18 protein-coding genes are annotated in these 22,317 nt (G+C 43.6%); 7 read left to right on the top strand and 11 right to left on the bottom strand.

What is annotated here, in order from left to right; genetic code table 11:
* Positions 1-53: 53 nt before the first annotated feature.
* Positions 54-1,232: an alpha/beta hydrolase-fold protein gene (locus ACXAGV_RS01580; RefSeq protein ID WP_474871283.1), complete on the bottom strand. Its 1,179-nt coding sequence runs from the start codon at positions 1,230-1,232 to the stop codon at positions 54-56.
* 535 nt (positions 1,233-1,767) lie between these two features.
* On the opposite strand from ACXAGV_RS01580, the gene ACXAGV_RS01575 reads away from it, so the two are divergent.
* From ACXAGV_RS01575 to ACXAGV_RS01565, 3 genes are all read left to right on the top strand, one after another.
* A complete protein-coding gene (locus ACXAGV_RS01575; protein ID WP_474871281.1) occupies positions 1,768-2,958 on the top strand; it encodes a PQQ-dependent sugar dehydrogenase in 1,191 nt (396 codons plus the stop codon).
* Between the two features lie 212 nt (positions 2,959-3,170).
* Positions 3,171-5,825 carry an ATP-binding protein gene (locus ACXAGV_RS01570; protein ID WP_474871279.1) on the top strand — a complete coding sequence of 885 codons (2,655 nt, stop codon included), beginning with the start codon at positions 3,171-3,173 and terminating at the stop codon, positions 5,823-5,825.
* A 120-nt stretch (positions 5,826-5,945) separates the two neighbouring features.
* Complete coding sequence (locus tag ACXAGV_RS01565; protein ID WP_474871277.1) at positions 5,946-6,395, top strand: DUF3010 family protein; 450 nt, start codon at positions 5,946-5,948, stop codon at positions 6,393-6,395.
* 124 nt (positions 6,396-6,519) lie between these two features.
* Here the strand turns inward: ACXAGV_RS01565 and ACXAGV_RS01560 are convergent, their stop codons facing one another.
* From ACXAGV_RS01560 to ACXAGV_RS01545, 4 genes are all read right to left on the bottom strand, one after another.
* Positions 6,520-7,068, bottom strand: coding sequence for a hypothetical protein (locus ACXAGV_RS01560; protein WP_239246400.1), 549 nt, complete (start codon positions 7,066-7,068; stop codon positions 6,520-6,522).
* A 222-nt stretch (positions 7,069-7,290) separates the two neighbouring features.
* Positions 7,291-10,455, bottom strand: a complete 3,165-nt coding sequence (locus ACXAGV_RS01555; protein ID WP_474871275.1) for a tetratricopeptide repeat-containing hybrid sensor histidine kinase/response regulator — start codon at positions 10,453-10,455, stop codon at positions 7,291-7,293.
* Positions 10,456-10,514: 59 nt separating this feature from the next.
* The gene (locus tag ACXAGV_RS01550; RefSeq protein ID WP_239246405.1) at positions 10,515-10,718 is read right to left on the bottom strand and encodes a hypothetical protein; all 204 of its coding nucleotides are present in this window, start codon (positions 10,716-10,718) and stop codon (positions 10,515-10,517) included.
* Between the two features lie 13 nt (positions 10,719-10,731).
* On the bottom strand, positions 10,732-11,559 hold the full coding sequence (locus ACXAGV_RS01545) for an SAM-dependent methyltransferase (protein ID WP_474871272.1): 828 nt from the start codon (positions 11,557-11,559) through the stop codon (positions 10,732-10,734).
* A gap of 175 nt (positions 11,560-11,734) precedes the next feature.
* Here ACXAGV_RS01545 and ACXAGV_RS01540 point away from each other — a divergent pair, with 175 nt between their 5' ends.
* Complete coding sequence (locus ACXAGV_RS01540) at positions 11,735-12,175, top strand: SRPBCC family protein (RefSeq protein WP_474871270.1); 441 nt, start codon at positions 11,735-11,737, stop codon at positions 12,173-12,175.
* A 171-nt stretch (positions 12,176-12,346) separates the two neighbouring features.
* Here ACXAGV_RS01540 and ACXAGV_RS01535 read toward each other — a convergent pair whose 3' ends face one another.
* The 3 genes from ACXAGV_RS01535 to ACXAGV_RS01525 form a co-directional block, all read right to left on the bottom strand.
* The gene (locus tag ACXAGV_RS01535; RefSeq protein ID WP_474871268.1) at positions 12,347-14,371 is read right to left on the bottom strand and encodes a RecQ family ATP-dependent DNA helicase; all 2,025 of its coding nucleotides are present in this window, start codon (positions 14,369-14,371) and stop codon (positions 12,347-12,349) included.
* 140 nt (positions 14,372-14,511) lie between these two features.
* Positions 14,512-15,237, bottom strand: coding sequence for a transposase (locus ACXAGV_RS01530; RefSeq protein ID WP_474871266.1), 726 nt, complete (start codon positions 15,235-15,237; stop codon positions 14,512-14,514).
* Between the two features lie 161 nt (positions 15,238-15,398).
* Positions 15,399-15,992: a hypothetical protein gene (locus ACXAGV_RS01525; RefSeq protein ID WP_474871264.1), complete on the bottom strand. Its 594-nt coding sequence runs from the start codon at positions 15,990-15,992 to the stop codon at positions 15,399-15,401.
* A 358-nt stretch (positions 15,993-16,350) separates the two neighbouring features.
* Here ACXAGV_RS01525 and ACXAGV_RS01520 point away from each other — a divergent pair, with 358 nt between their 5' ends.
* The 3 genes from ACXAGV_RS01520 to ACXAGV_RS01510 all read left to right on the top strand — a co-directional run bounded on the left by ACXAGV_RS01520 (position 16,351) and on the right by ACXAGV_RS01510 (position 19,521).
* Entirely contained in the window at positions 16,351-17,472 is a 1,122-nt protein-coding gene (locus tag ACXAGV_RS01520; protein ID WP_474871262.1) for a zinc-binding dehydrogenase, read from the top strand.
* Between the two features lie 199 nt (positions 17,473-17,671).
* On the top strand, positions 17,672-18,493 hold the full coding sequence (gene nei / locus ACXAGV_RS01515; RefSeq protein ID WP_474871260.1) for an endonuclease VIII: 822 nt from the start codon (positions 17,672-17,674) through the stop codon (positions 18,491-18,493).
* Positions 18,494-18,588: 95 nt separating this feature from the next.
* On the top strand, positions 18,589-19,521 hold the full coding sequence (locus ACXAGV_RS01510) for a bifunctional helix-turn-helix transcriptional regulator/GNAT family N-acetyltransferase (protein ID WP_474871258.1): 933 nt from the start codon (positions 18,589-18,591) through the stop codon (positions 19,519-19,521).
* Between the two features lie 50 nt (positions 19,522-19,571).
* On the opposite strand, the gene ACXAGV_RS01505 is transcribed toward ACXAGV_RS01510, so the two are convergent.
* From ACXAGV_RS01505 to ACXAGV_RS01495, 3 genes are all read right to left on the bottom strand, one after another.
* Positions 19,572-20,744 (bottom strand): sugar efflux transporter, encoded by a 1,173-nt coding sequence (locus ACXAGV_RS01505; RefSeq protein ID WP_474871256.1) that lies wholly within the window; start codon positions 20,742-20,744, stop codon positions 19,572-19,574.
* A 190-nt stretch (positions 20,745-20,934) separates the two neighbouring features.
* Positions 20,935-21,609: a nitroreductase family protein gene (locus ACXAGV_RS01500; RefSeq protein ID WP_474871254.1), complete on the bottom strand. Its 675-nt coding sequence runs from the start codon at positions 21,607-21,609 to the stop codon at positions 20,935-20,937.
* A gap of 190 nt (positions 21,610-21,799) precedes the next feature.
* A complete protein-coding gene (locus tag ACXAGV_RS01495) occupies positions 21,800-22,168 on the bottom strand; it encodes a hypothetical protein (protein WP_474871252.1) in 369 nt (122 codons plus the stop codon).
* Positions 22,169-22,317 lie beyond the last annotated feature (149 nt).

Genomic DNA, 22,317 nt, shown 5'->3' with positions numbered 1-22,317 from the left:
TCCTACTGTTATTCGGTCAATGCTGACGATTTTCTAGTTCAGGCACTTGATAGCTAGTCGCCCGTACCTTCCGCAATCTTCTTTCGCAAGTTAGCTAGCCGCGTTTTATAAGCGCCATTCTCAACGTTTTCTTCATAGCTCATTGCCAGCGCTTTCTCTCGCATCTCAAGTGCCATGGCTAAATCACCGTTAGCTTCATAACCGTCTGCCAGGCTGTCGTAGGCATCAGACTTGTTAGGGAAGCGAGCTATATTTTTCTTAAAAATTGCAATGGCAGAGTCAAAGTCTTCTTTGTTTAGCGCCGCATAACCCGCGTGGTTTACGGCTTTATATTCTGGCTTTGCTTCAAAAGCGTATTTTGCAGAAAGGTCTTTATAGTATTGCTCTACCGCAGGAATACCTTCTTGTATTATTGCACCTGTTGGGCGTAACGAATTTAGCTGCTTTTGAAGCGCCAAGCTCATACCAGCAAGCGCGGTCGTATTGTGGCTTTCAGATGTATCTAGTTCGGTATCAAAGGTAAACCCTTTTCGTTCGCTGTTATTTAGCAGTTCACCGTAACGTTCGTATGCACTTAGCATGTTTCCACCTTCGTTACCCATATTGATATAAAGGTACTTGTTAAGGTCGCTATCTGATGCAAAGAACGCTTTTGCCTCTGGAAATATCACTTCTTCGTGCCACCACAAACTTGGGCTGAATGCGAAGTAAGCTTGAAACAGTTCAGGCCGCTCTTGCAGTGCGTATAGGGTAAAAAGGGCGCTTAATGAATGCCCAGAAACAATCGCGTAGTTATTAGTGCGATAGTTTGTCTCTACGTAAGGCTTTAGTTCTTTTTCTAGAAAGCCTAAAAAGTTGTCGGCACCACCAGATATTCCCCACTGGTTATAGCTTTCATCATAGGTTGGTGTGAAGTCTCGCGTGCGCTCGGTGTTGTTAATACCGATAACAATCATTTCCTGCGCCATTCCAGACTGATTTAGCAGATCAAGCGTGCCTACGGTATGGGCAAAATTACGCTGTCCATCTAGCAAATATAAAACTGGGTAGGTGGTGTCTTTGTAGCGGGAATAGTTATTAGGTAGGTGAATAAGCAGTTCTCGCGACTCATTCAAAACTTCTGACTTTATTGTTGTAACCACGGCCTCGCCCCGCACTTTTGCGTTTACGTGAAAGCTAAGGCCGAGCGTAAGTAATGTGCCGATAAAAACACGGGCAAGCTTTTGATACATTTGAAATTCCCTTTCCCGCTATCAGGCGCGAGTTTTTTACTGTTTGTTTATCCTACGCTGTCATAGTCGCACTTGCTTGTCAAAAAATCACCAAATAGTAGCCAGTTAAAAAGAAAAAAGCCGCATTCAGCAACGTGATGCGGCTTTCCGAGCTGGGCTGAATAGACAGCCTTCTAGAGCAATTACGTTAAAGGGGTTAGCTAGAACGACCCTCACTCATAGCTGCCTGTTCAAATACCTTAACTCTCGACATATGATCACCTCCTTACATTCGTTGCTAAAACTAGTTGGAAAATAACATAGGTGGCGTTTTAGTAAAGCACGGCTGCATTAAAGAAAATTTAGGGTAGTGTGAATAAATTCACGCTACAAAAACTGTAACGAGTAGCAAAACGAAGGCAACAATATAAACCCGTTTAATTAAATCTACGTAACCAATGCTAACTAAAACCCTATGCGCCACCCGTTGATGTGTAATAAACGCTTCACCGTGTAACTAGCAATACGCAAACTCTCGAAAAAGGTTAGAACGTCGATGAACACAACAAGTAAGCACAAAGCTAGCATGAATCGAAAAGCCGCAGTCTTGGTTACTCTATTCGCAACGTCTTTTTTTACCTTTGCTCAGTCAGGCTCCTCTGGAAAAGTTGAAATGAAAGGGAGTAAGGGTACTACTGTAGTGGGGAATGTTCAGTCGACGTTCGATAACCCGTGGGCCATGACGTTTTTGCCGGATGGGCAAAGCTTGGTAACGGAAAAGGCGGGCACTTTGTGGCTGCTTGATGAAAACCAGCAAAAGCGTTTTGAGGTTAGCAATGTGCCAAGCGTTACCGCACGCGGGCAGGGCGGGCTAGGCGATGTCATCATTCACCCTGACTTTGCGTCAAACAACACGATTTATATTTCCTACATCGAGCGAGATGAAAAAGACGATGCCTTCAGTGGCGCGGTAATAGAGCGTGCCACGCTTACCCTTTCTGATAGCGGTGCTAAGCTGTCTGATAGAGAGCTAATTTGGCGTCAGTCGCCGAAAGTGACTGGGAACGGGCATTATTCTCACCGCATGGCGTTTTCACCGGACGGCTATTTGTTTATCACCTCGGGCGAGCGTCAAAAATTTACCCCGGCACAAAACATGGCAATGAATTTAGGTAAGGTGCTGCGCTTAAACGACGACGGTAGCGTGCCAAAAGATAACCCGTTTTATGGTCAAGGCAGCGTAACCGAACAGATTTGGACGCTAGGGCACCGCAACCCGCTGGGTATAGACTTTGATAAGCAAGGTAATTTATGGGCTCATGAAATGGGGCCTCGCCATGGTGACGAACTCAATTTGATTGAGCGTGGTCGCAATTATGGTTACCCAACGGTGTCGCAGGGTGACCATTACTCTGGTGTAAAAATTCCTAATCACGAAGGCATTCCTATTTTTAAATCGCCCGAGTTGGCTTGGGTGCCCGCTATCAGCCCAGCTGGTTTTATTATTTATAACGGCGACAAGTTTAGCGACTGGAACGGGAATGGATTTATCGGTGGACTGTCTTCAAAAGCGTTAGTTCGCGTTGCTTTTGGCAAAGACGATGAAGGCAAATGGAAAGTGGAAGAAGCAGAGCGTTACGAATGGGGCAAGCGCGTGCGCGAAGTCGAGCAAGACAGCATGGGCAATATCTATGTACTTGAAGACAAAGAAGGCGCGCGCTTAATTAAGCTTCAGCTCCCTGAATAATGATGAACGCCTTAATGATGAACGTAATACACGCAGTGTTGAGGGTTGTTATTTCAGCTCAACACCGTGTTTTGTGGTGTTTTCAATTTACGATTTTACAAACATTAAATTCAGCGAGTTCATAGAGAGAGCATTATAAATCTGAATACCAATATGATACGTTGCCATCCATATCCAAGAATGGCTTAGCTAATACAAACCTTAGGAACCCTATGAGTCAATTCCCCCAAAACTTTAACTTTGAACGCTGTGAAGATGAGCCTATACATATCCCCGAAAGTGTCCAAAGTTACGGTTTTCTTATCGCGTTTAGCTACAAGGACTTGAAAATTGAAATTGTCAGTGAGAACTGCAATTCGATTTTCGCTGGCGAGATCATAGGGGAAAACTTTTTAGACATTCTATCCTCCGATTCTGATGAGCGCACGTTTCTTGAAGAGACGTTCGACAGAGTATCGGCTAGTAAGATAAGGCTGCCCATTCAACTTCATCTTAGGAGTACGCTTTTAAAAGCGGGCGAAGAAGTAGACTATTTAGCGGTAGTTTATGATTCTGGTGAGCACTATGTGGTTGAGCTAGAGCCCGCTACAGAATTTAGAGATGTCTACAGCGCAGAGCAATTTATAAAGCTCTATTCAATGTCTATCGCGCCACGCTTCAAAGAAATGACGTCGCTAGGCGAGATGGCGCGAGAAATGGTTTCGACCATAAGATATCTCACTAATATGGATAGAGTGGTTCTTTATAAGTTCAATGAAGACTACTCAGGGAAGGTTATAGCGGAGGCCAAAGCAGAAGATATGGAGTCTTATCAAGATTTATATTTTCCTGCTTCAGATATTCCTAAGCAAGCCCGTGAGCTTTATAAAACCAATTGGGTAAGGCTTGTCCCAGATACAGAACTGCCTCCTGCCAGGTTAGTTCCTTCCGCAGAAAAATCAGGCAGAGAGCGTTTAGATCTCTCGCGTTCGCTTTTAAGAACGTTTTCGCCCATACACCTTCAATATATTAGAAACCAAGGGTTACGCGCTTCGTTCTCCATCTCTTTAGTTACAGACGGAGAGTTATACGGGCTTATTTCTTGTCACCATCGCGAGCCCTGTTATATCCCTCAAAATGTAAGGCTGCAGTGTGAAAACTTAAGCCAGTTGTTTAGCTGGCACTTGTTGGCTAAAGAAGAGGAAATTGCGAAACGCAAAAAGGATGTTACCGATAAAGCCGTTGACGTTATGCTCGACAAGATAGGCCCTGCAAACCCCATTAGTCGCGTAGTGAAAAGCGGCGAAAGGGCGTTTTTAAATGCGCTCAATAGCTCGGGGTTTGTTTATTATTCACAGTACGAGACCATTACTCTTGGGTCAACCTTACCTATAGAGCTTATTAAAGACATCTTTTCTAAAGCGGTCAGTGAAGGCGGTTTTCCTTACACAAACGATTCGCTCTGTGACGATTATCCTGAGGCGCGAGAGTACGGTATTGCGGGTATTATGATCATCCCGCTGTTTGAAAAAAAGCAGTATTTTACCGCCTGGTTTAGAAAAGAAACTCATCGCATTCAAAAATGGATTGGCGCTGAAGATGAAAAATCTGAAGATGCGCCAAAAGAAGAACGTCTTAAGCCTCGTTCAGCGTTTACTATCCATACCCGCATAATTGAAGGGCATTCAACAACATTTGATAAAACTGACGTTGAAACTGCCAACCGGTTAAACAGGATGTTTTTGGTTTATGCACTTGATATGCAAGAACGTATGCATATCAGTATCCAGGAACTTGAAAAGCAGGATAACTACAGAAATGAATTTCTTGCAACCTTGGCGCATGAGTTGCGAAACCCATTGGGCCCAATCATGTCGGGCGCGAGTATTTTAGAGAGCGTTGATGATGATGCAACTCGTAAAAAAGTGACGGCAATCATTAATCGACAAGCCGAGTACATGTCAAAGCTTATCAACGACTTAATGGACGTATCTCGTATAACTCGAGGAAAGGTTAAGCTAGAGTTTGAAAGGTTAAGCATTCGAGACGTACTTTCCGATTCTCTTGAAATTGTAGAACAGCAGGTTAAAGCGAAGAAACACGACATAACGGTTAATTGTCTTGAAGAAGATGTAACCGTTTACGGAGATAAAGCGCGCTTAAGCCAGGTCTTCTCTAACATTATCCATAATGCGGCTAAATATACGAAAAATTCAGGAAAGATAGCTGTCGAGGTCAGAAAAGAAGGCGTGATGATCGTCGTTTCTGTGAAAGACAACGGAATGGGTATCCCTGAAGACAGGCTAAAAGACGTGTTTAACATGTTCACTCAAATTGAAGCCCATTCTACGCATACAAAAGGCGGCCTTGGTATCGGTCTAACTCTGGTGAGTAAGCTTGTGGCTTTACATCACGGTGAAGTCTCTGTAATGAGTGATGGCGTTGACCAAGGCAGTACCTTTGAGGTAAGGCTACCTATTTCCAAAACCGCTTACGAACAGACAGAAACTACAGAACTGGAGTCTACTGTTCAAAGCGAAAGTAAGGTGATGTTTGTTGACGATAACTCAGACCTTATCGACGCTTATTGTTTGCTGACTGAATCGATGGGAGTTACTGCTTTGGGCATTACCTCGCCTAAGGATGCCGTTGACGCATTTAAAACTTTCAAACCTGCCTATGTATTTCTTGATATCGGTATGCCAGATATAGACGGCTACGAGTTAGTTAAAATGCTTAAGGCGTTACCTGAAGCAGAGAATACGAAATTTTATTCTCAAAGCGGGTGGGGGTCAGAGAAATACGTAGAGGATTCTAAATCCGCAGGGTTCGACGAACATTTTGTAAAGCCCTTGTCGAAGAACACTATCAAGTCAGTGCTAAGTTAGCTTTTTGGAGCCCGCCAGTGCGGTAACTAAAGATTGGCGGAGAGCAAAGAAAAATACTGGCAAGTGAATAACAGACGCGAAACGGGCTATAATAGCAGGCAAACGTAATTAGGAATAAATATGAAAGTCTGTGGTATAGATTTAAAAGGTAATGAAGCAATTATTAGTTTGGTGTCGCTTGCTGATGGTTTGTTTCATTTGCCTGACTGCCGTACGCGCCGTCTAACCCTTGCCGATACCAGCGCAAAGGGCTTAAAAAGCTTTCAAAGCACCTTTGCAAAGCTTGTTGAAGATTACAAAATTGATGCTGTGATAATTCGTCAGCGTCAGACCAAAGGTAAATTCGCGGGAAGTGCAATTGGATTTAAGCTAGAGGCCGCTATTGAGTTAATCGATGGGTTAGAAGTTATCGTATTTAGCCCAACAGATATTAAAGAATCGCTACGCAGAAACCCGCTGGCTGTGCCGTTCTCTGAAACTGGATTGAAACAGTTCCAAGAAACCGCTTTTACCACAGCATATGCATGGCTGATGAAAAATGAGTATGCGTCGCAAGAGTCTAGTGAATAGCAAGTATTGCTCGCTTCATGAAACGTAAAAGTAGGCTAGAGATTGATTTTTACGTGCGAGTAGTGATTGGTATAAAGAAAATAGAAGATGCTTTTGAGTGAAAAAGCATCTTCTAGCTCAAGCTTTACTTAAGTAAAGCCGGAAAGTCTGGGTGAGAGAAAATCTCAGTATTTAGCTTCTGTACCGCAGGTACAAAAGAACGCTGCATTTCAGAGCAGGCTGACGTCGCTAGATAGCTCGACTCGTAATCATAACGTGATTTAATGTTTAGGTTTTTACCGTTGCTTGAGGCTAAAGATAAATCGAATTCCCAAAATGCATTACCGATTACGGTGCTGCCATAAATATCGTTAAGGTTTGCGGTTAAAACTGTTGAAGATTGGTCTTCATATAGGTCTGCAACAACCATTTCAGCTAAAATTGCATCTCTGATGTACGTTGCAAACGTTCTACCTTCTGGTGTTCCCACTGGAGAAGACAGGCGGCACATTACCTTCGACTCGTTTTTACCTGAGTCGGTAAACTCACCAATATTGGCTTGAACGTCTTGCTTCGACAAGGCTCTTAAAGCAATTGTGTTTTCAGTAGAAGTGGCATAGGTATGTACTTTGTTTGCGCAACCAGTGGCTAAAAGTGAAACACCAAGCAGTAGTATAGTTTTTATTTTATTCATTTTTTTTCCTTGCCCATTTGAAAAACTCTCTTTATTGGGCGTTATTGTAAAGAGAGTGGTTAAAAGCGCTTAATTGTTAAAAAAAGCTAAACAATAATACATCAAATCCTAAAATGTTGAAGGCTAAAGTTAGCCCAAAAGTCACCGATAATCAGGCATATGGCGCGTGTTATGAAGCACCTGTTAATTGAGAGGTTTTAAAGAGTATGAAGATGGATTGCGCTATGCTGTTTCGTTTAGCTGTTCTCTCATCTTTTTAAGCGACTTATAAAAAAGGTCTAATTTCGCACTGAAATCTTTCGCATTTTCGTGCTCACCACGCTTGACGCTTAACTCAATCGAGCTAGCTAATTCTGCTAGTGTAAACGCACCAATATATCGAAGTGCCGTTGTGAAAATATGCGCTATGCGCGCAATGGATGGATAGTCTTGGGTATCAATAGCCTTGTGTAGCGCGTTGAATTCATCTTCTAAAGCGATAAAGTCATTAAGTAGGTTTGTATAAAGCGCCTCATCGCCAAGCAATGTGTGTAGTGCTTTGGGTTTGTCGATAAATGTAAGTGATGAACTTGTTACCGCTGTTTCACTGGTTACTTCTAAAGTGGCCGAAGACCTTCTTTTATCCAAAACCTCAACCAATACATCAAAAAAGCGGTTTGGATCGACAGGTTTATTAATATGGCCATCCATGCCTGCAGCTAAGCTTTTATCTATGTCTTGCTGCATTGCATGGGCGGTGGTTGCAATGATAGGTAAGGTTAACTGAAGCTCTTGTCGAATGCGCTTAGCTGCGGTTAATCCATCCATTACTGGCATTTGAATATCCATCAGGACTACGTCAAACGCGCTGTCTTCACGCAGTTTGTCTACAGCTTCTAAACCATTATTGGCAACTTCAATAGTGGCTTGAGTGTCGTTTAAAAGTCCAAGCGTTACTTTTTGATTGAGTGCATTATCTTCTGCAAAAAGAATGCGTGTGCCTTTTAAATTGGGCACAGTTGGTATGTCTTTAAGTAATGTTTTGGCTTTTGTGTTAAGACATAGTTCCTGCAGTGTATCTACCAATTCGCTGGTACTAAATGGTTTCTTGATGAAATTACGTATGCCAAGCTGAATGGCCTGTTCGCGCATTCGTGGCGACTCAAATGCATAAAGCATAACTACTTTTGGCTGCTTAATTGAAAACTCTTGATTCATTATGGCGGCCACTTCAAGGCCATCAATATCAGGCATGTTCCAGTCTAAGATAAGCAAGTCATAAGGAGATGATGTCGCTAAAGCCGCACGCATTTTAGCAATGGCGTCTTTTCCGCCTGTGGCAATATCGGCTTGAATATTAGCCATAGATAGGGCTTCTAAAATAGCGTTCCTCGATGCTTCAATGTCGTCGGCGACAAGTACTTTTAGCGCAGAAAGCTGGTTAGATGGAGAAACAATTTGCTGCGAAGTGTCTTGTTTTACGTTTACCGTAAAGTGGAAAACAGACCCTTTCCCCAATTGGCTTTCTACCCAAATCTCACCGCCCATTAATGCGGTAAGCTGCTTGCAAATTGCTAACCCTAAACCTGTACCACCGTAGCGTCGCGAGATCGACTCATCACCCTGATTAAATGGCTGAAACAGTTGAGCTTGATGTGCAGTAGTCAGGCCTACACCTGAGTCCTTGACTTCAAATTCAAGCTGAATATCGTCGTCTGATTGTCTGCATCTAACGCTAACCGAGATAAGCCCATCTTCGGTGAACTTAAGGGCGTTGCTCAGCAGGTTATTCAGTATTTGCTGTATGCGCAGCGGATCGCCAATTAAGTTCAGCGGCACATCTCGAGAGATATGTTGAATTAGCTCAATATGCTTTTCTTGTGCACGAGCAAGGTGCAGCCTGATGGTTTGATTAACGAGCGTATCTAAATTAAATTGAGTAGACTCTATATCGAGCTTACCAGCTTCAATTTTAGAAAAGTCCAGTATGTCATTAATGATGCTCAGTAGCGTTTGAGATGCGCCTTCAATTTGTATCAAATTTGTTTGCTGTTCTTTGTCTTCAGCGGCCCGTTGAGAAAGCTTGGTAAGACCAATGATGGCATTCAGCGGTGTGCGAATTTCATGGCTCATACGCGCTAGGAAATCTGATTTTGCTTTGGTAGCTTTGCGCAGATCTTGCGTTAAGATATCGAGCGACTTTCTCTGTTGCCAAGTTCGAAGCCATAGCCCAACCATTAAGCCCAATGAAAGGATGACAAAGCCAATAAAATAAAGTTGTTGGGTATTCTTTTTCTTTTGGATAAGGTTGCGCTGTTCTTTTAACTGATTGTCTTTTTCTAGCAGCTTTATTGTTTCTTCTTTTTCTGAAATGGCTAGACGTACGCGGTGCAGGGCCACTAGCCTTGATTGCTGTTCATTAAAGCTCTGTTTAAATGCCTGCCTATATTGCTTAGAGTAGTTAAGTGCAGTTTCCAAGTTTCCGTATGTCTCGTGAAGTGAGACAAGTTGATTGAGAACATCTAATATCAACACTTTGTCATTTTTTATGACGTCTTTTTCGAGCCCAGCTTCTAGTTCAGTAATTGCAAGTTCCAGCTCGCCTTGTTGTTTATAGATATCTACTAAGTGAAGAAGATGTGATCCTTCGTTGTACTTAAAACCAACTTGTCGGTCAGCTTCCGAAGCTTGGTTTAATTTCTTCAGCGCTTCACTTAAATTACCTTGTGCAATATAAAGCTCTGCCATAGCGCTGTGCACAATACCAATAAAAGGGTAATTTGCCTCGCGAAGCTGACTTTCAGCTAATAGCAGGCTTACCTTTGCGTCTTGATACTGACCAAGCGCTCGCTGGGCATATCCTTGAAAGAAATAAGCCGTACCTTCGCCTTCCTTGCTATTAAAGCGTTGTGCGGCAGACAAATATTGATGTGCAAAAGTCAGCATTGACTCATAGTCTTTAAGCGACATGTACACGTTACCCATGGCGCTATATACCAAAAGAACGTTGTCACTTTCAGCGTTATTGAAAAGATCTAGCGCTTGGTGCATGGCTTCTAGCGCGCTGGCATGTTCGCCAGATAAATCGAGAATTAACCCCTCTAAGCGATGTGATTCAGCAAGACTCAGTACATTTTTTGCTGACGTTGCGTATTTACGGGCTTCAAGTAACGCCTCGTACGCCAATACATAGTCTTGTTTTAAAATATAATAGTAGGATTTTATGTTCAAAAAGCGTGCGTGTTCATAATCATTAGGGTGAGCAGCAAAAAATGCGTGTAATTCCGTGAAAGCGCTTTGAACAGACGGATCGTTTTCTTGAATGCGTGTTTTAAGCCCGTCTAATTGAATTATGGGTGATGAAGTGTTGTCTTGCGGCGCGGCCAAAGCGCGAGCGGATAGTGTCATGAGGATAATGACACTGATAACACACAAGACAAGGCGCTTCATAATTTGCTTACTATTAGTTAGTAGCTAATAACCCGAATAGTTTTACTGGTATCGTCGAAGCGCTTGGATAGCTCGTCCCAGTTTTGATCAGCAATTATTTTTACCTCTTCGGCAGATAGCCCGTATTTCTTAGCCGTTGCAACTGGGTCGCTTTTATAGGCTTCCATAAGCTTGCTGTTGGTATCCAACTCAATCAAGAAATCTTGAATAGATTTTGCCATTTTTTTGTCCTTTTTAATTTACGGTTGGGTTTCTATATTTAATAACTTGCTGTTCGGTCAGCCCTAGCTTTGCTAATCGGTCTTGTCGATATGCTGGCATACCTATCGAGGGCACGACGAGGGTCGACACCAATGTGGGTTTGGCTAACTCAAGTTCACAAAGTCGCACGCTTTCTATTTTTGGCTCGCAAAGAGGCAGTGTCGCGGCTTCATAAATAATGAGTTCATGGTTCGTAGGATAATGCTCTGCCAGAATATCTGCCAGCATGGCAAGGCCTGACTGGCTTTGATTAGCGTCTAACACACTCAATGTTGCTTCCCCAGCTAACCCAATTTGCCAGATAATTTGTGTCATGTGTGGGTCAATACGGTAGTCGCGAAACAGAAACTGAGTTGCTTCGTATGACTGGCAGCCAAAGCGTGAGGGATCTATGCCTAAATCGGCAATTAAGCAATCTTCCGCCGAAACCCCAGGCAGCATTTTCGCTTCTAGGCCCATCTCTTGAACGCGGCGAATGGCTTCATGAGAGGGCGTAACAAAAACTCCGGGATGGCCATAAAAAGCAACGCATACTTTATTGCCTGCTACCACCGACTCTACAATTCTATCGGCCATTTGAGAATAGGTTAACGCACGGGATTTGCCTTCTTCGTAAAGGTCATCTAGCGACACGCTATTGGGATTAAGAGTGGTCACCACGTGCTCGCCAATTTTGTTCATGATCCCCATAAACACGATGTCGGCATTTTCAATGTGGCTTCTAGCGGCAATGGTCATTTGCCCAGCAACGCTAATACCTGTGCCGACCACAACTAGCGATCCTTTTTTAGTGGTGTCCATTATATCCTAAACCGTCTACGACACTGTTATTTAGCCACTATAAATTAGAATTAAGGCTTTTGCTATATTCACAGGTTTGCCGATTAACGATAAGTTTTATTAAGTAAAGGTTTTATAGCGTTTGGGCTATTATCGAACAATGTCGCTAATAAAAATGTATAAAAAGGAATAAAGCGTGTTTTCAATTCATGTAGAGCGAACCATTAACCAGCCTATTGAAAAGGTGTTTGCCATATTAAGTGATCATGCCAATTATGCTCAGTTTAAAGCTATTGAGCAGTCGAATTTACTGGTAAAGGGTAGTAATGAACCAAATGGGCTAGGTGCAGTGCGCGAGATTATTTCAGGGGGCTCCAACCTTCACGAAGAGATCGTTGCTTACGAACCGCCTTTTAAATTAGGTTACAAAGTCGTGAAGTCTAAACCATTACCCTATGATCATCAGTTAGGCGAAATAACCCTTAAAGACGAAGGTGGGAAAACCCACGTGACGTGGCGCTCAAAAGGGCATATCACTATTTTTCTTTTGGGAAGCCTTTACTTTGATAAACAGATTCAAAATGTTGGTAGCCGTGCGTTCGGCAGTATACTAAAGCAGATTGATAGTATGGCGTGAATCGCCGTTAAATTGATAAAACACGTTCGCTTAACGTGCAACAAACGCAGTTCATGCAACCGGCTGCTAGTCGGCAAGATCGAAAGCGCAATGCGACCTCCTTTAGCAAAAGGCGCTAGTTCAATTCAACACTGTCTCGTTTTCGGCCATTCAACGGTCAGTACCAGTAAGCTATCTGCACAATACTGCGTTCACTTCATCTAGTACGTCTGCATATCGGCAGTGTTCAAAGCTGCCGAATCCTTTTACTTGCCGTATTTTTAAACGGCTAAATAAAGGCATTGTCATGCCAGTTAGAAAGCGGCAATAAATAGAAGGAGTGATGGTGCCTTCAAACTTTCCGCTTAAATGCATCTTTAGCGCCGTCATAGCTTTTGATACCTTCTCACCATCTGGTTTTGATATTGGTGATGAATAGCTAAGCTTTGCCACATCGCCTTCACAAACACTACAATGTCCACACGCCTTCGGTGCTTGAGTATCATCAAAATACGCTGACAAGTTATGACTTAAGCAGGTGCCTTGTTCGAAGAAGCTTACAAGTGCGGCGATGCGCCCGATCTCTTTACGCTCGTTTTCAGCAAAATAGTGGGCTAGTTGGTTTGAAAGATTGCCATCTTGCAGTAGTTCGTTGTTAATACGGTAAACATCGGTAATTAAGCGCGATGCGAGCTCTATATGATTGTGTTCGTGCAAGTATTCTAAGGCCGCCACTACTCTTGAACGTTCTGCGCCGTAGTGCTGATAAATACTCTCAAAATCGACTACACCCCATACTTTCTTCATGTTTGAGTGCGTGAATACAGCATCTAAAAAGCGCGCTCTCTCTTCTGAAAACAGACTTAATATAGTGGCTTTATCTGTAATGAAGCGGAATTTGTATTCTGCGAAATAGGCATATAAAGGGCGAATAATTTTGGCGAGTTCAAGCTGTACCAACAGCGTTTTAAGAGGTAGCTGACGAATATTACTTACACTTGATAGGCTGTTTATCTGTGTTTCCCATTGGTATACGCCAGTTTCATTGTTAATTGATGGGCTAATTTGGTTAACAGCATCTTGCATCGCTTCACCTTGCGTTACTGTTTTTTGCATTGCAGGGGCTTGCGACTTAATGTCGTTAAGTACGCGTTCAATGGCGCTTTCATCTGGCGTGTCGCCGTAAACGAAGTTCTCTATGGTGACAAGCCCATCTAGGTTCGCAAGCACGGTACAGTTTGCTGCTTTATCGTCTCGTCCACCTCGTCCAATTTCTTGGCTGTAGTTCTCGATAGATTTTGGCAAATCGTAATGAATTACAAAACGAATATCCGACTTATCAATGCCCATCCCAAAGGCAATAGTCGCTACAACTACTTGAAGCTTATTGTGCATGAAGTCTTGCTGAATACTTTGCCTTACATCACTGTCGAGACCAGCGTGATAGGCCTTTGCAACAACCCCTTGTTGCTGTAAAAACTGAGCTACCTCTTCGGCGCTTTTTTGCAAAGTAACGTAAACAATACCTGCACCTTGTTGCTTTTGAATTTCTTCAATTAATGCTTGGTTTTTATGAGTCTCGAGAACAGGCCGCACATGTAAATTTAAGTTAGGTCTATAAAACCCAGTTTGAATAATATTGGCAGGCGCGATATCAAAACGCGCCGACATATCCTCTTTTACCTTTTTAGTGGCCGTTGCTGTAAGTAATAATACCAGCGGGATATTAAGCTCTTTTTGGTAGGCGGGAAGTTTTAGATAATCGGGGCGAAAGTTATGGCCCCACTCAGAAATACAGTGCGCTTCATCCACCACTAACATGCTTACCTGAATAGATTCAATGAACTGCCGAAAGCGCTCGTTCTTAAAACGTTCTACCGACACCATTAATATTTTGCACTTCCCTGTACGCACGTCGTTCATCACTTGCTTGTTTTGCTCTGGTGTTAACGTGGAGTCGATACTTGCCGCCGCAATGCCTTTACTATGCAAAAACTCCAACTGATCTTTCATTAGCGCAAGTAGTGGCGACACGACCAAGGTCAAATGTGGAAGCTGCGTAGCGACGAACTGGTAACACAACGATTTGCCCGAACCCGTCGGAAAGATCGCTAACGTGGAATGCCCGCTAAGTAGAGAGTCTACCGCCTCTTTCTGCCCCTCGCGAAACGCTGAGAAACCAAAAAGCCGCTGCAAAATATTGGGGTCAGAGTACATTAATAAGCTTCCAAGTCGCGATATAAAAAATGGGGTCAGAGTACATTAACTTATTTCCAAACAGTTTGTGGTTAAGTGTTCGCAGGTTTGAGCTAGTTGAGCCAACGCGACGTTTTTAAAAATAAAGGGGTCAGAGTACATTAAGCTATTTCCGAGCAATCAGCGGTTAACTGCTCACTGATTTGCGGTGGCCTACCCAACGCTTCATGTTTTAAGCGGTGCCCAGTTAGGCTTTCAATTTTTTGTTTAAATGTATCGCTTCCCAGCACTAGTCCTCTTCGAGTACCGCTTTGAATTTTATCAATATCAGTTTGAGGCAGTTCATCATCGAATAGAGCGCGGTAAGCGGCAAGACGCTGGTTTTCTGAAGCTCCTAAATTTAGGTATACAGGATGAGGACTGTGCAGTGACGAAGGTGTACCTAACGCATTTATTCTGTAGCTTGACCATTTATATTCAACCGGCTTTTCGACCATGTTCGCTCTTACAGGGTTCAGCTCGATATATCTATAAACCGTGAGAAGATATTCGTCGTTAGAGACCAGACTGGAATGAAATCTTCCTTCCCACAACGTCCCAGAGCGTTCATATTTGTGGTTAAAGTACCTCACATACATGCGGCCAAGCGCTTGCATCATCTTGCTTACGCCAAGGTTATCAAGCTTAGGAGTGCAAAGTAAATGAACATGATTGGTCATCAATACCCAAGCATGTATGCCTACATCAAATTTTGCAGAGAACTTTTTAAGCCAGCTAATATAGGCAATGTAGTCGTTTTCACACTTAAAGCATATTGAGCGATTGTTACCTCTTTGGATGACGTGTTGAGGATAGCCTGCGGGAGCCAAACGAGGTTTCCTTGCCATAATTTCACCAAATTCCTTTCTATATTCTTTCTACTAAAATGAGTGAATTGAGAAAAGGCTACAACCCTGTACCTATCAAAACTGGTCTAACGGGCAAGCTGGAAGAATGAAATGGATGGCTTGTTTGGCTCTCCTAAATTAGAAAATGTACTCTGACCCCATTATTCATATCCCCAGGGTGTGCTTGGCGTTGCTATGGGATTTTCGAGATCAAAGTCTACCTGTACTTCGCGGGCAGGGCGAATTAGTCGATAGCTAAAGCGACTTGGGTAGATCATCATTTGCCAGACGTTATCCGTTGATGCTGCAATTCCCGATTCTATAAATAACGCTTTTGAATATACATCTGCAGGAAACGACTGCACTTGGGGGAACCCTTCATCTACTGTGTGGCCGCCATACATGGTTGAAGAATGAAAGCTGCCATCTTCATTTCTATGATCGTGCTTCAGCATAAGACCCGCGCCGGTTTTCGTTAGAATCCAAGTGCGGGATGCATCGTCACCCACGTGAAAAGGAATTTGAATTTCCGAGTCTGTGCACTTTCTTATGTGCATAACAAGCTTCGCATCACCGAACGTATTACCCACATTGTCTTTGCTAACTTTGCCCTGAAATGCTTTACCGCAGTGGGCCTTTATCGCATTAAAAAATGCATCGTGAGTAGGAATCGAGACCAACGGTGCCTTTTTAGCAAGCGCAGCATTGCTTATTACAGCAAGCCCAAGTAAGACGTACGCACAATACTTTTTCATTTCTTAATTCATCATAGCAAGTTGATACAAGTTTAGCAGTGTAACCCATCTGAGTAATGGGGTCAGAGTACTTTATTGATAAAGGTCATGACGTGATGTGTGATTAGGATATTGGCGGTATCACTTGGTGAAGCCGTTAAGTTGCTTCGCGGAAAAGCTCGTGAAAATATACTCTGACCCCATTAATTTTGAGGGGGGTCTATCTGAGGTAGCGGGGAAATGTACTCTGACCCCATTTTTTTGGAATGTATAAATGGTCGAAACGCATATGTATTCGCAATATAAATATTGCTGATAGTTGTGGCGTGTTAGCTTAACACTAAATTCAGCGTTTAATTTTTAGGGCACAAGAGTCAACATGAAAAAATCAAAACAACTATTTACGCTAATTTCCTCAGAAGGCGAGCTTCAGGTATCGCTTAAAGAGGTAGATGTTCCAGAGCCTAAAGCCCATGAGGTGATTGTGCGTATGGAAGCTTCTCCAATAAACCCGTCAGATATGTGGCCTATGTTTGGTCCAGCAAGCCTTGATAAGGCGTCTTTCGATGCTGATAAAAATGCATTGGTTGCGCCGGTACACAAGCCTTTGCTAAGCCGTATTAAGTCTCGTTTAGACCAAACACTGCCTATCGGCAATGAAGGTGCAGGTACGGTTGTTAAGGCGGGGGACAGCCCAGAAGCGCAGGCTTTGATGGGCAAAACCGTATCTATTCTTACGGGCGCAGCGTATACAGAGTATGCATGCGTACCTGTGCAGGCGTGTTTGCCTCACATGGAAAGCACTACGCCGCAACAAGCTGCGTCTTCGTTTGTTAATCCGCTTACTGCACTTGGTATGGTCGAAACCATGCGTATGGAAGGGCATAAAGCGCTGGTACATACTGCTGCGGCATCTAACCTTGGGCAAATGCTGAACAAGATTTGTTTAGAGCAGGGCGTAGAGCTTGTAAATATTGTTCGTAGCCAGGAGCAGGTGGATTTGCTTAAAGGTATCGGCGCGAAAATTGTGCTCAATTCCAGCAGTGAGAATTTCAAAGCTGAGCTTTATCAAGCCATCGACAGCACTGGCGCTACACTTGCGTACGACGCCATTGGTGGCGGTGAGTTAGTTAGCGATATCCTTACCATGATGGAAGCGTCGGGCAGTAAAGATGCAAAAGGCTTCAACACTTATGGCTCGGACAGCAATAAACAAGTGTATATCTACGGCGGCTTAGATTTCTCGCCTACTATTTTGAATCGCGCTTATGGCATGACGTGGAGCATTGGTGGTTGGTTGCTAATGCGCTTCTTAGGCAAGCTTGATAAGAAGCGTGTAGGCGAACTTTACCAAAAAGTGGCTACGGAAATTAATACTACGTTTGCGTCGTCTTACAGCAAAGAGTTAAGTCTAGAAGAAGCACTACAGCCAGAGAATGTGGCTCTGTATAATGCGAAGAAGACCGGCACTAAATATCTGATAGTGCCTAACAAGGGTTAATCAGCGGAACGTTTAAATACGGCAAATTTAGCTTAACTTCGATTAATAAAAGGGTCTGTTGATCTTTGATGTACTAACTTCGGTTTAAAGTACATTAAAGGGCTACAGGCCTTTTTTGTATTCGTTATCATATAGCTGCAAAGAAGCTGAAAATGATGCGAACTAACCATTAACCCAGATAAAAGGTCGTTAAGATAGCATGCCTGAAGGCCCAGAGATCCGTCGCGCTGCAGACAAAGTTGAAGCGGTAATAAAAGATATCCCCTTAGAAAAGGTAGAGTTTGGCTTAGCGCTGCTTAAACCTTATGCTAAACAGCTGGAAGGCGAAAAAGTGCTGCGCATGGAAACCCGTGGCAAGGCGCTAATTACCCATTTTAGCAATGGGCTCTCTATGTATTCGCACAACCAACTTTATGGCGTGTGGCATACCTGTAAACGCAACGAAATACCGGATACTACCCGCCAGCTAAGGGTAGGGCTTCATACCGAAACAAACAGTGCTATTTTATATAGTGCGTCTGACATTAGCATTTGGCCAACACAAACCATTCATGAGCATCCTTTTTTGCAGCGAGTAGGGCCTGATGTACTAAACGATTCGGTGACAGAAGAGTTGGTACTAGAACGCTTACGTTCAAAAGCGTTCTATAATCGAGCGCTAAGCGGCTTATATTTAGATCAGCGCTTTATGGCGGGGCTGGGCAACTACCTTCGCAGCGAAATATTGTTTGCAGCAGGTGTTCATCCTTCACTCAAACCTTCTCAGTTAGATGATGAGCAGCTGCGCAGCTTGGCACATCATACCGTAGCAATATGCAAACGCAGCTATGAAACAGGTGGTTATACCGTGTACACAGAATTACGCGAAGTGCTTGAAGCAAAAGGCGTTAACTTTGAAGGTACGCGGTTTATGGTGTTCGACAGGGAAGAGCAGCCTTGTAGAGTCTGCGCCACTCCAATAAAACGCCAAATGTATAATGGGCGGCGCCTTTATTGGTGTAGCCAGTGCCAGGCGAAGTAATCTACCCCCAATTTTTTATGAACAATAAATAATCTGTTTGACTTGTCTCCAATTACGATTAATTATATCCGTAACTGGTTACGGAGTTTTATGAAATGAAGTCGTTTAATGAATTGGGGCATATTGCATTAGGTACTGCCTTACGTCAGTTAGCCGCGCAGGTGTCAAAGGATGCGGAAAATACTTATGCGAAATTTGGATTTGCGATAGAACCAAAGTGGTTTCCAGTTTTTTACGTGCTCGCGTCAAAAGGTGCTGATTCTGTCGTGAATATCGCTAAAGAGATAAATCATTCTCACGTGTCGGTGAGTAAAATCGTAAAAGAAATGAAAGCACGCGACCTAATTGAAAGTTATAAATCGAGCGACGATTCGCGGGTTACGTTGGTGGCGCTAAACGACAAAGCGAAAGCGATGGTGCCCCAAATGGAAAAGCAGTGCGATGCCATAGACGCTGCAATGCGTGAACTAAAGGAAGAAACGGGTATCGATTTATGGGAAGCGGTGAGCGTAGTTGAACGGCACCTTCGATATCGCCCCATAAGTGCAAGAGTGGACGCTCACTCGCCTGATATCAAGGTAGTCGATTATGCGCCAAAGTATCACGAAGCTTTTAAATCGCTCAATGTAGAATGGATAAGCAAATATTGGGAGCTCGAAGAGCCCGACTTTAAAGCGCTCGACGACCCTGAAGGCTACATTTTGAATCAGTCGGGTGTGATATTGATCGCGTTAAATAAGGGCGAACCCATAGGCTGCTGTGCACTTATCAAACAAACTGACGATACGTTTGAACTTGCCAAAATGGCGGTTTCTCCCAAAGCTCAAGGTAAAGGGGTAGGGCTGCTGTTAGGTAAAAGTATTGTTGAAAGAGCGAAACTGATGGGATTAAAGCGGCTGTATTTAGAAAGCAACTCGGTACTTAAGCCGGCAGTCAGTTTGTACGAAAAGATAGGGTTTAAGCATATTAAGGGGGCGTCGTCGCCTTACGCGAGATGTGATGTGCAGATGGAGCTACAGTTAAAATAGTCTGGGCGTACGAAAGTACAAAGAAAGTACGCGTAAGAAAAGACAGGATTCTAACGACCTGACCGGTGCTTTACAAACATGAACACTAACATCACGTTTAAGCCAAATATGGCAATGCACAGCGAACCAATAGTGGCATCTCTGAAGCTAAAGAATTGGGCCACAGTGCCCGCGCCAATGGTGCCTAACATCATACCCACGCGGGTGGCATTTGAATAAAATGCTGAAGTGAATCCAGTTAAGTCGGGTGCTTGTTGTTGCAGTAGCGTCAGCCCAATGCCAGCATATAAACCGTAGAACAGGGCGTTTAATATTTGAAGGGTTAACAGTTCCCAACTCGTTTGAGAGAAATATACGCCAACGTAAAAGCAACATCCGAAAATAAACGCCACAGCCATGATACCCGCAGGAGGGAAGCGTCGAGCCAGCTTGGCTGCTAGAAGCATGGTAGGAATTTCAAGTGCGGCTACCACACCCATCATTAGCCCTGGCAAATTTTCCGGCAACCCAAGTTCATTCATTACGTACAAAGGCATGGATGATAAATACATGACATTGCCTGCCATTCCGGCAAGTATGGCTAACCCCACAAGCCAAAATGGCAGTGATAGCGAGCCTTTAAGCGTTGTATTGAGTGACTGTTGATTGGCTTTTTGAGGCGGCACAACGTTCACCACAAAAAGCGTTGCAACAATCACGCATGCAATGGCCACCGAGAAGGACGCTGCGAAGCCAAAATTGGCAACCAGCGTAAATGCCAGCGGCGGACCTACTACCCAAGCGAGAGAAATGGCAGCGCGAACTTTTGAGTTAAATGCGGCCAAGTCAATGTCTTGTTTTTTTGCCCATAATCCCGAAACGGTCAACATTTGAGACACGGCTCCAGCGCCCACCGACATAAACAAGACGCCAGCGAGAAATACGTGCCAAAACTGTTTGCTAAAGATAAAGGCGACCATGGCAATGCCCACGCAAATCATGGTTAGGCCGTAAAGGCGATTTGCGTTAAAACCTTTGTCTGCCAAGTGCCCGAGGTACTGACTGATCACCAACCCTGATAGCGTAACGGACACCATATAAATACTTATATAAATAGGCTCAACGTTGATCTCATCAATGAGGAAATAGCTCATCAGTGGCGTTACAAACGATGATGTTAGGCCAGTTAATAGACTTAACAGTAAAAAAGGAAGTTGTGGAGAGAATGCGTGACGCGATGACATGAGGATACGAGCTCCGAGGGACTGTTAAACGTGGTTGACCGAAATTCGTAAAGAAAAGGTCGCAGCCCTTAATAACGAGGGCGCATTATAAGTGCTGCGTATCTCATGTCTATGACAAAGCTTTTATTAGTTATACCGTTTTAAATACTTAGTTTACTTCATGCGCCTAGGCCCATAGCGCGTTGTAGATTTAAAGAAAGCTCGCAATTTCGCTAAGCGACTTTTTTTGCATGGCGTGTGCAGGAATAGTGGCGTTATCCGCCGGATAGCCCGCAATAATAAGCATATAAGCACGCTCGTTATCAGGCCGTTGACAGACTTCGGTTAAAAAGTTCATTGGCTTTGGTGTGTGGGTCAAGGTTGCCAAACCTGCGTTGTGGAGTGAAGTAATAAGCATACCCACTGCGATACCCACCGATTCGTGCACATAGTAATTTTGGCTTTTTTCGCCTGTTTCTGTCTCTCCAAACTTTTGACTGAATACGGCAATTAGCCAAGGCGCGGTTTCCAGATAGGGTTTACTTGCGTCAGTGCCTAACGGCTTTAGGTCATCTAGCCACTGTTGCCCCGCACGGCCATTATAAAAACCGCGCTCATGCGCTTCAGCCTGTTCGCGTATTTGTTGTTTTACTTCGGGCGACTGAATAGCAGCAAAGTGCCACGGTTGATGGTTCGCCCCGCTAGGTGCGCTTCCCGCGGTTAATATACAGTTTTCAATTACGGCTTTATCAACAGGTCGGTCGCTAAAGTGTCGAATGCTGTGCCGACGCTGCATGGTTTTCAAGAATTCTTGGCTACGGGCTAGCATTTGCTCTGTAGAGTATTCGATAAAGTCATTGAGTGGAGAATGGTCGTGAGGCTGCATTTATTTTCTCTTTTTGTTTTTTATTACTTTATCGCTTCTGACGCGTCATTAAAAATAAAAACGCGCTAACAGGGGCCTGTTAGCTACATCGAAATAGAAAATGGCGTAGACAGGTATGCACAATAAAAAAGCGATTCACTCAGGCAAAAGTGAATCGCTTTGGTGCAATGTGCTGCTAATAAAAACGCGATTAGTGGCGTTTAAATGGTGGGCGAGTGCCGCGTTTCTGATTGTCAGTTTGCTCTTCTAACAATTCAAGCTGAGCTACATCATACACTGGCATCATGGTCGTTACTCTGCGATATGGCGGCTTACCTCGCATGATAACTTCTTTCACTTCAACGTATTCAATAGCTTCTTGCCCTACTGATTCCAATTGCGCCACATCGTTAACCGATAAGCTAACTACCTTGCGTTTGAATGGAGGCTTTCCTGAATAATCAACAACTTGCACATCAACCGTTTCATCAGTTGACAACGTCGTAGCCTGCGCAGCGTTTGCAGAAAAGCCAAGCGAGACAGCCGTAATTAATGAACTCAATACATAGCGTAACTTCATGTTGTGTCCTCTTATTGAATTGCTACTTTAGTCTATTGTATGGCCAAAAAAGTGCTAAACAATGGGGGTTGGTGATAGGTGTTTTCTATCACTAATGGACGTATATGGGCTTTGAACAATCAAGCCAAGGACATAAAGACCAAAATTAA

The sequence above is a fragment of the Alteromonas sp. ABH4_453 genome (genome assembly GCF_056160665.1).
This window is presented reverse-complemented; position numbering and strand designations above follow the sequence as displayed.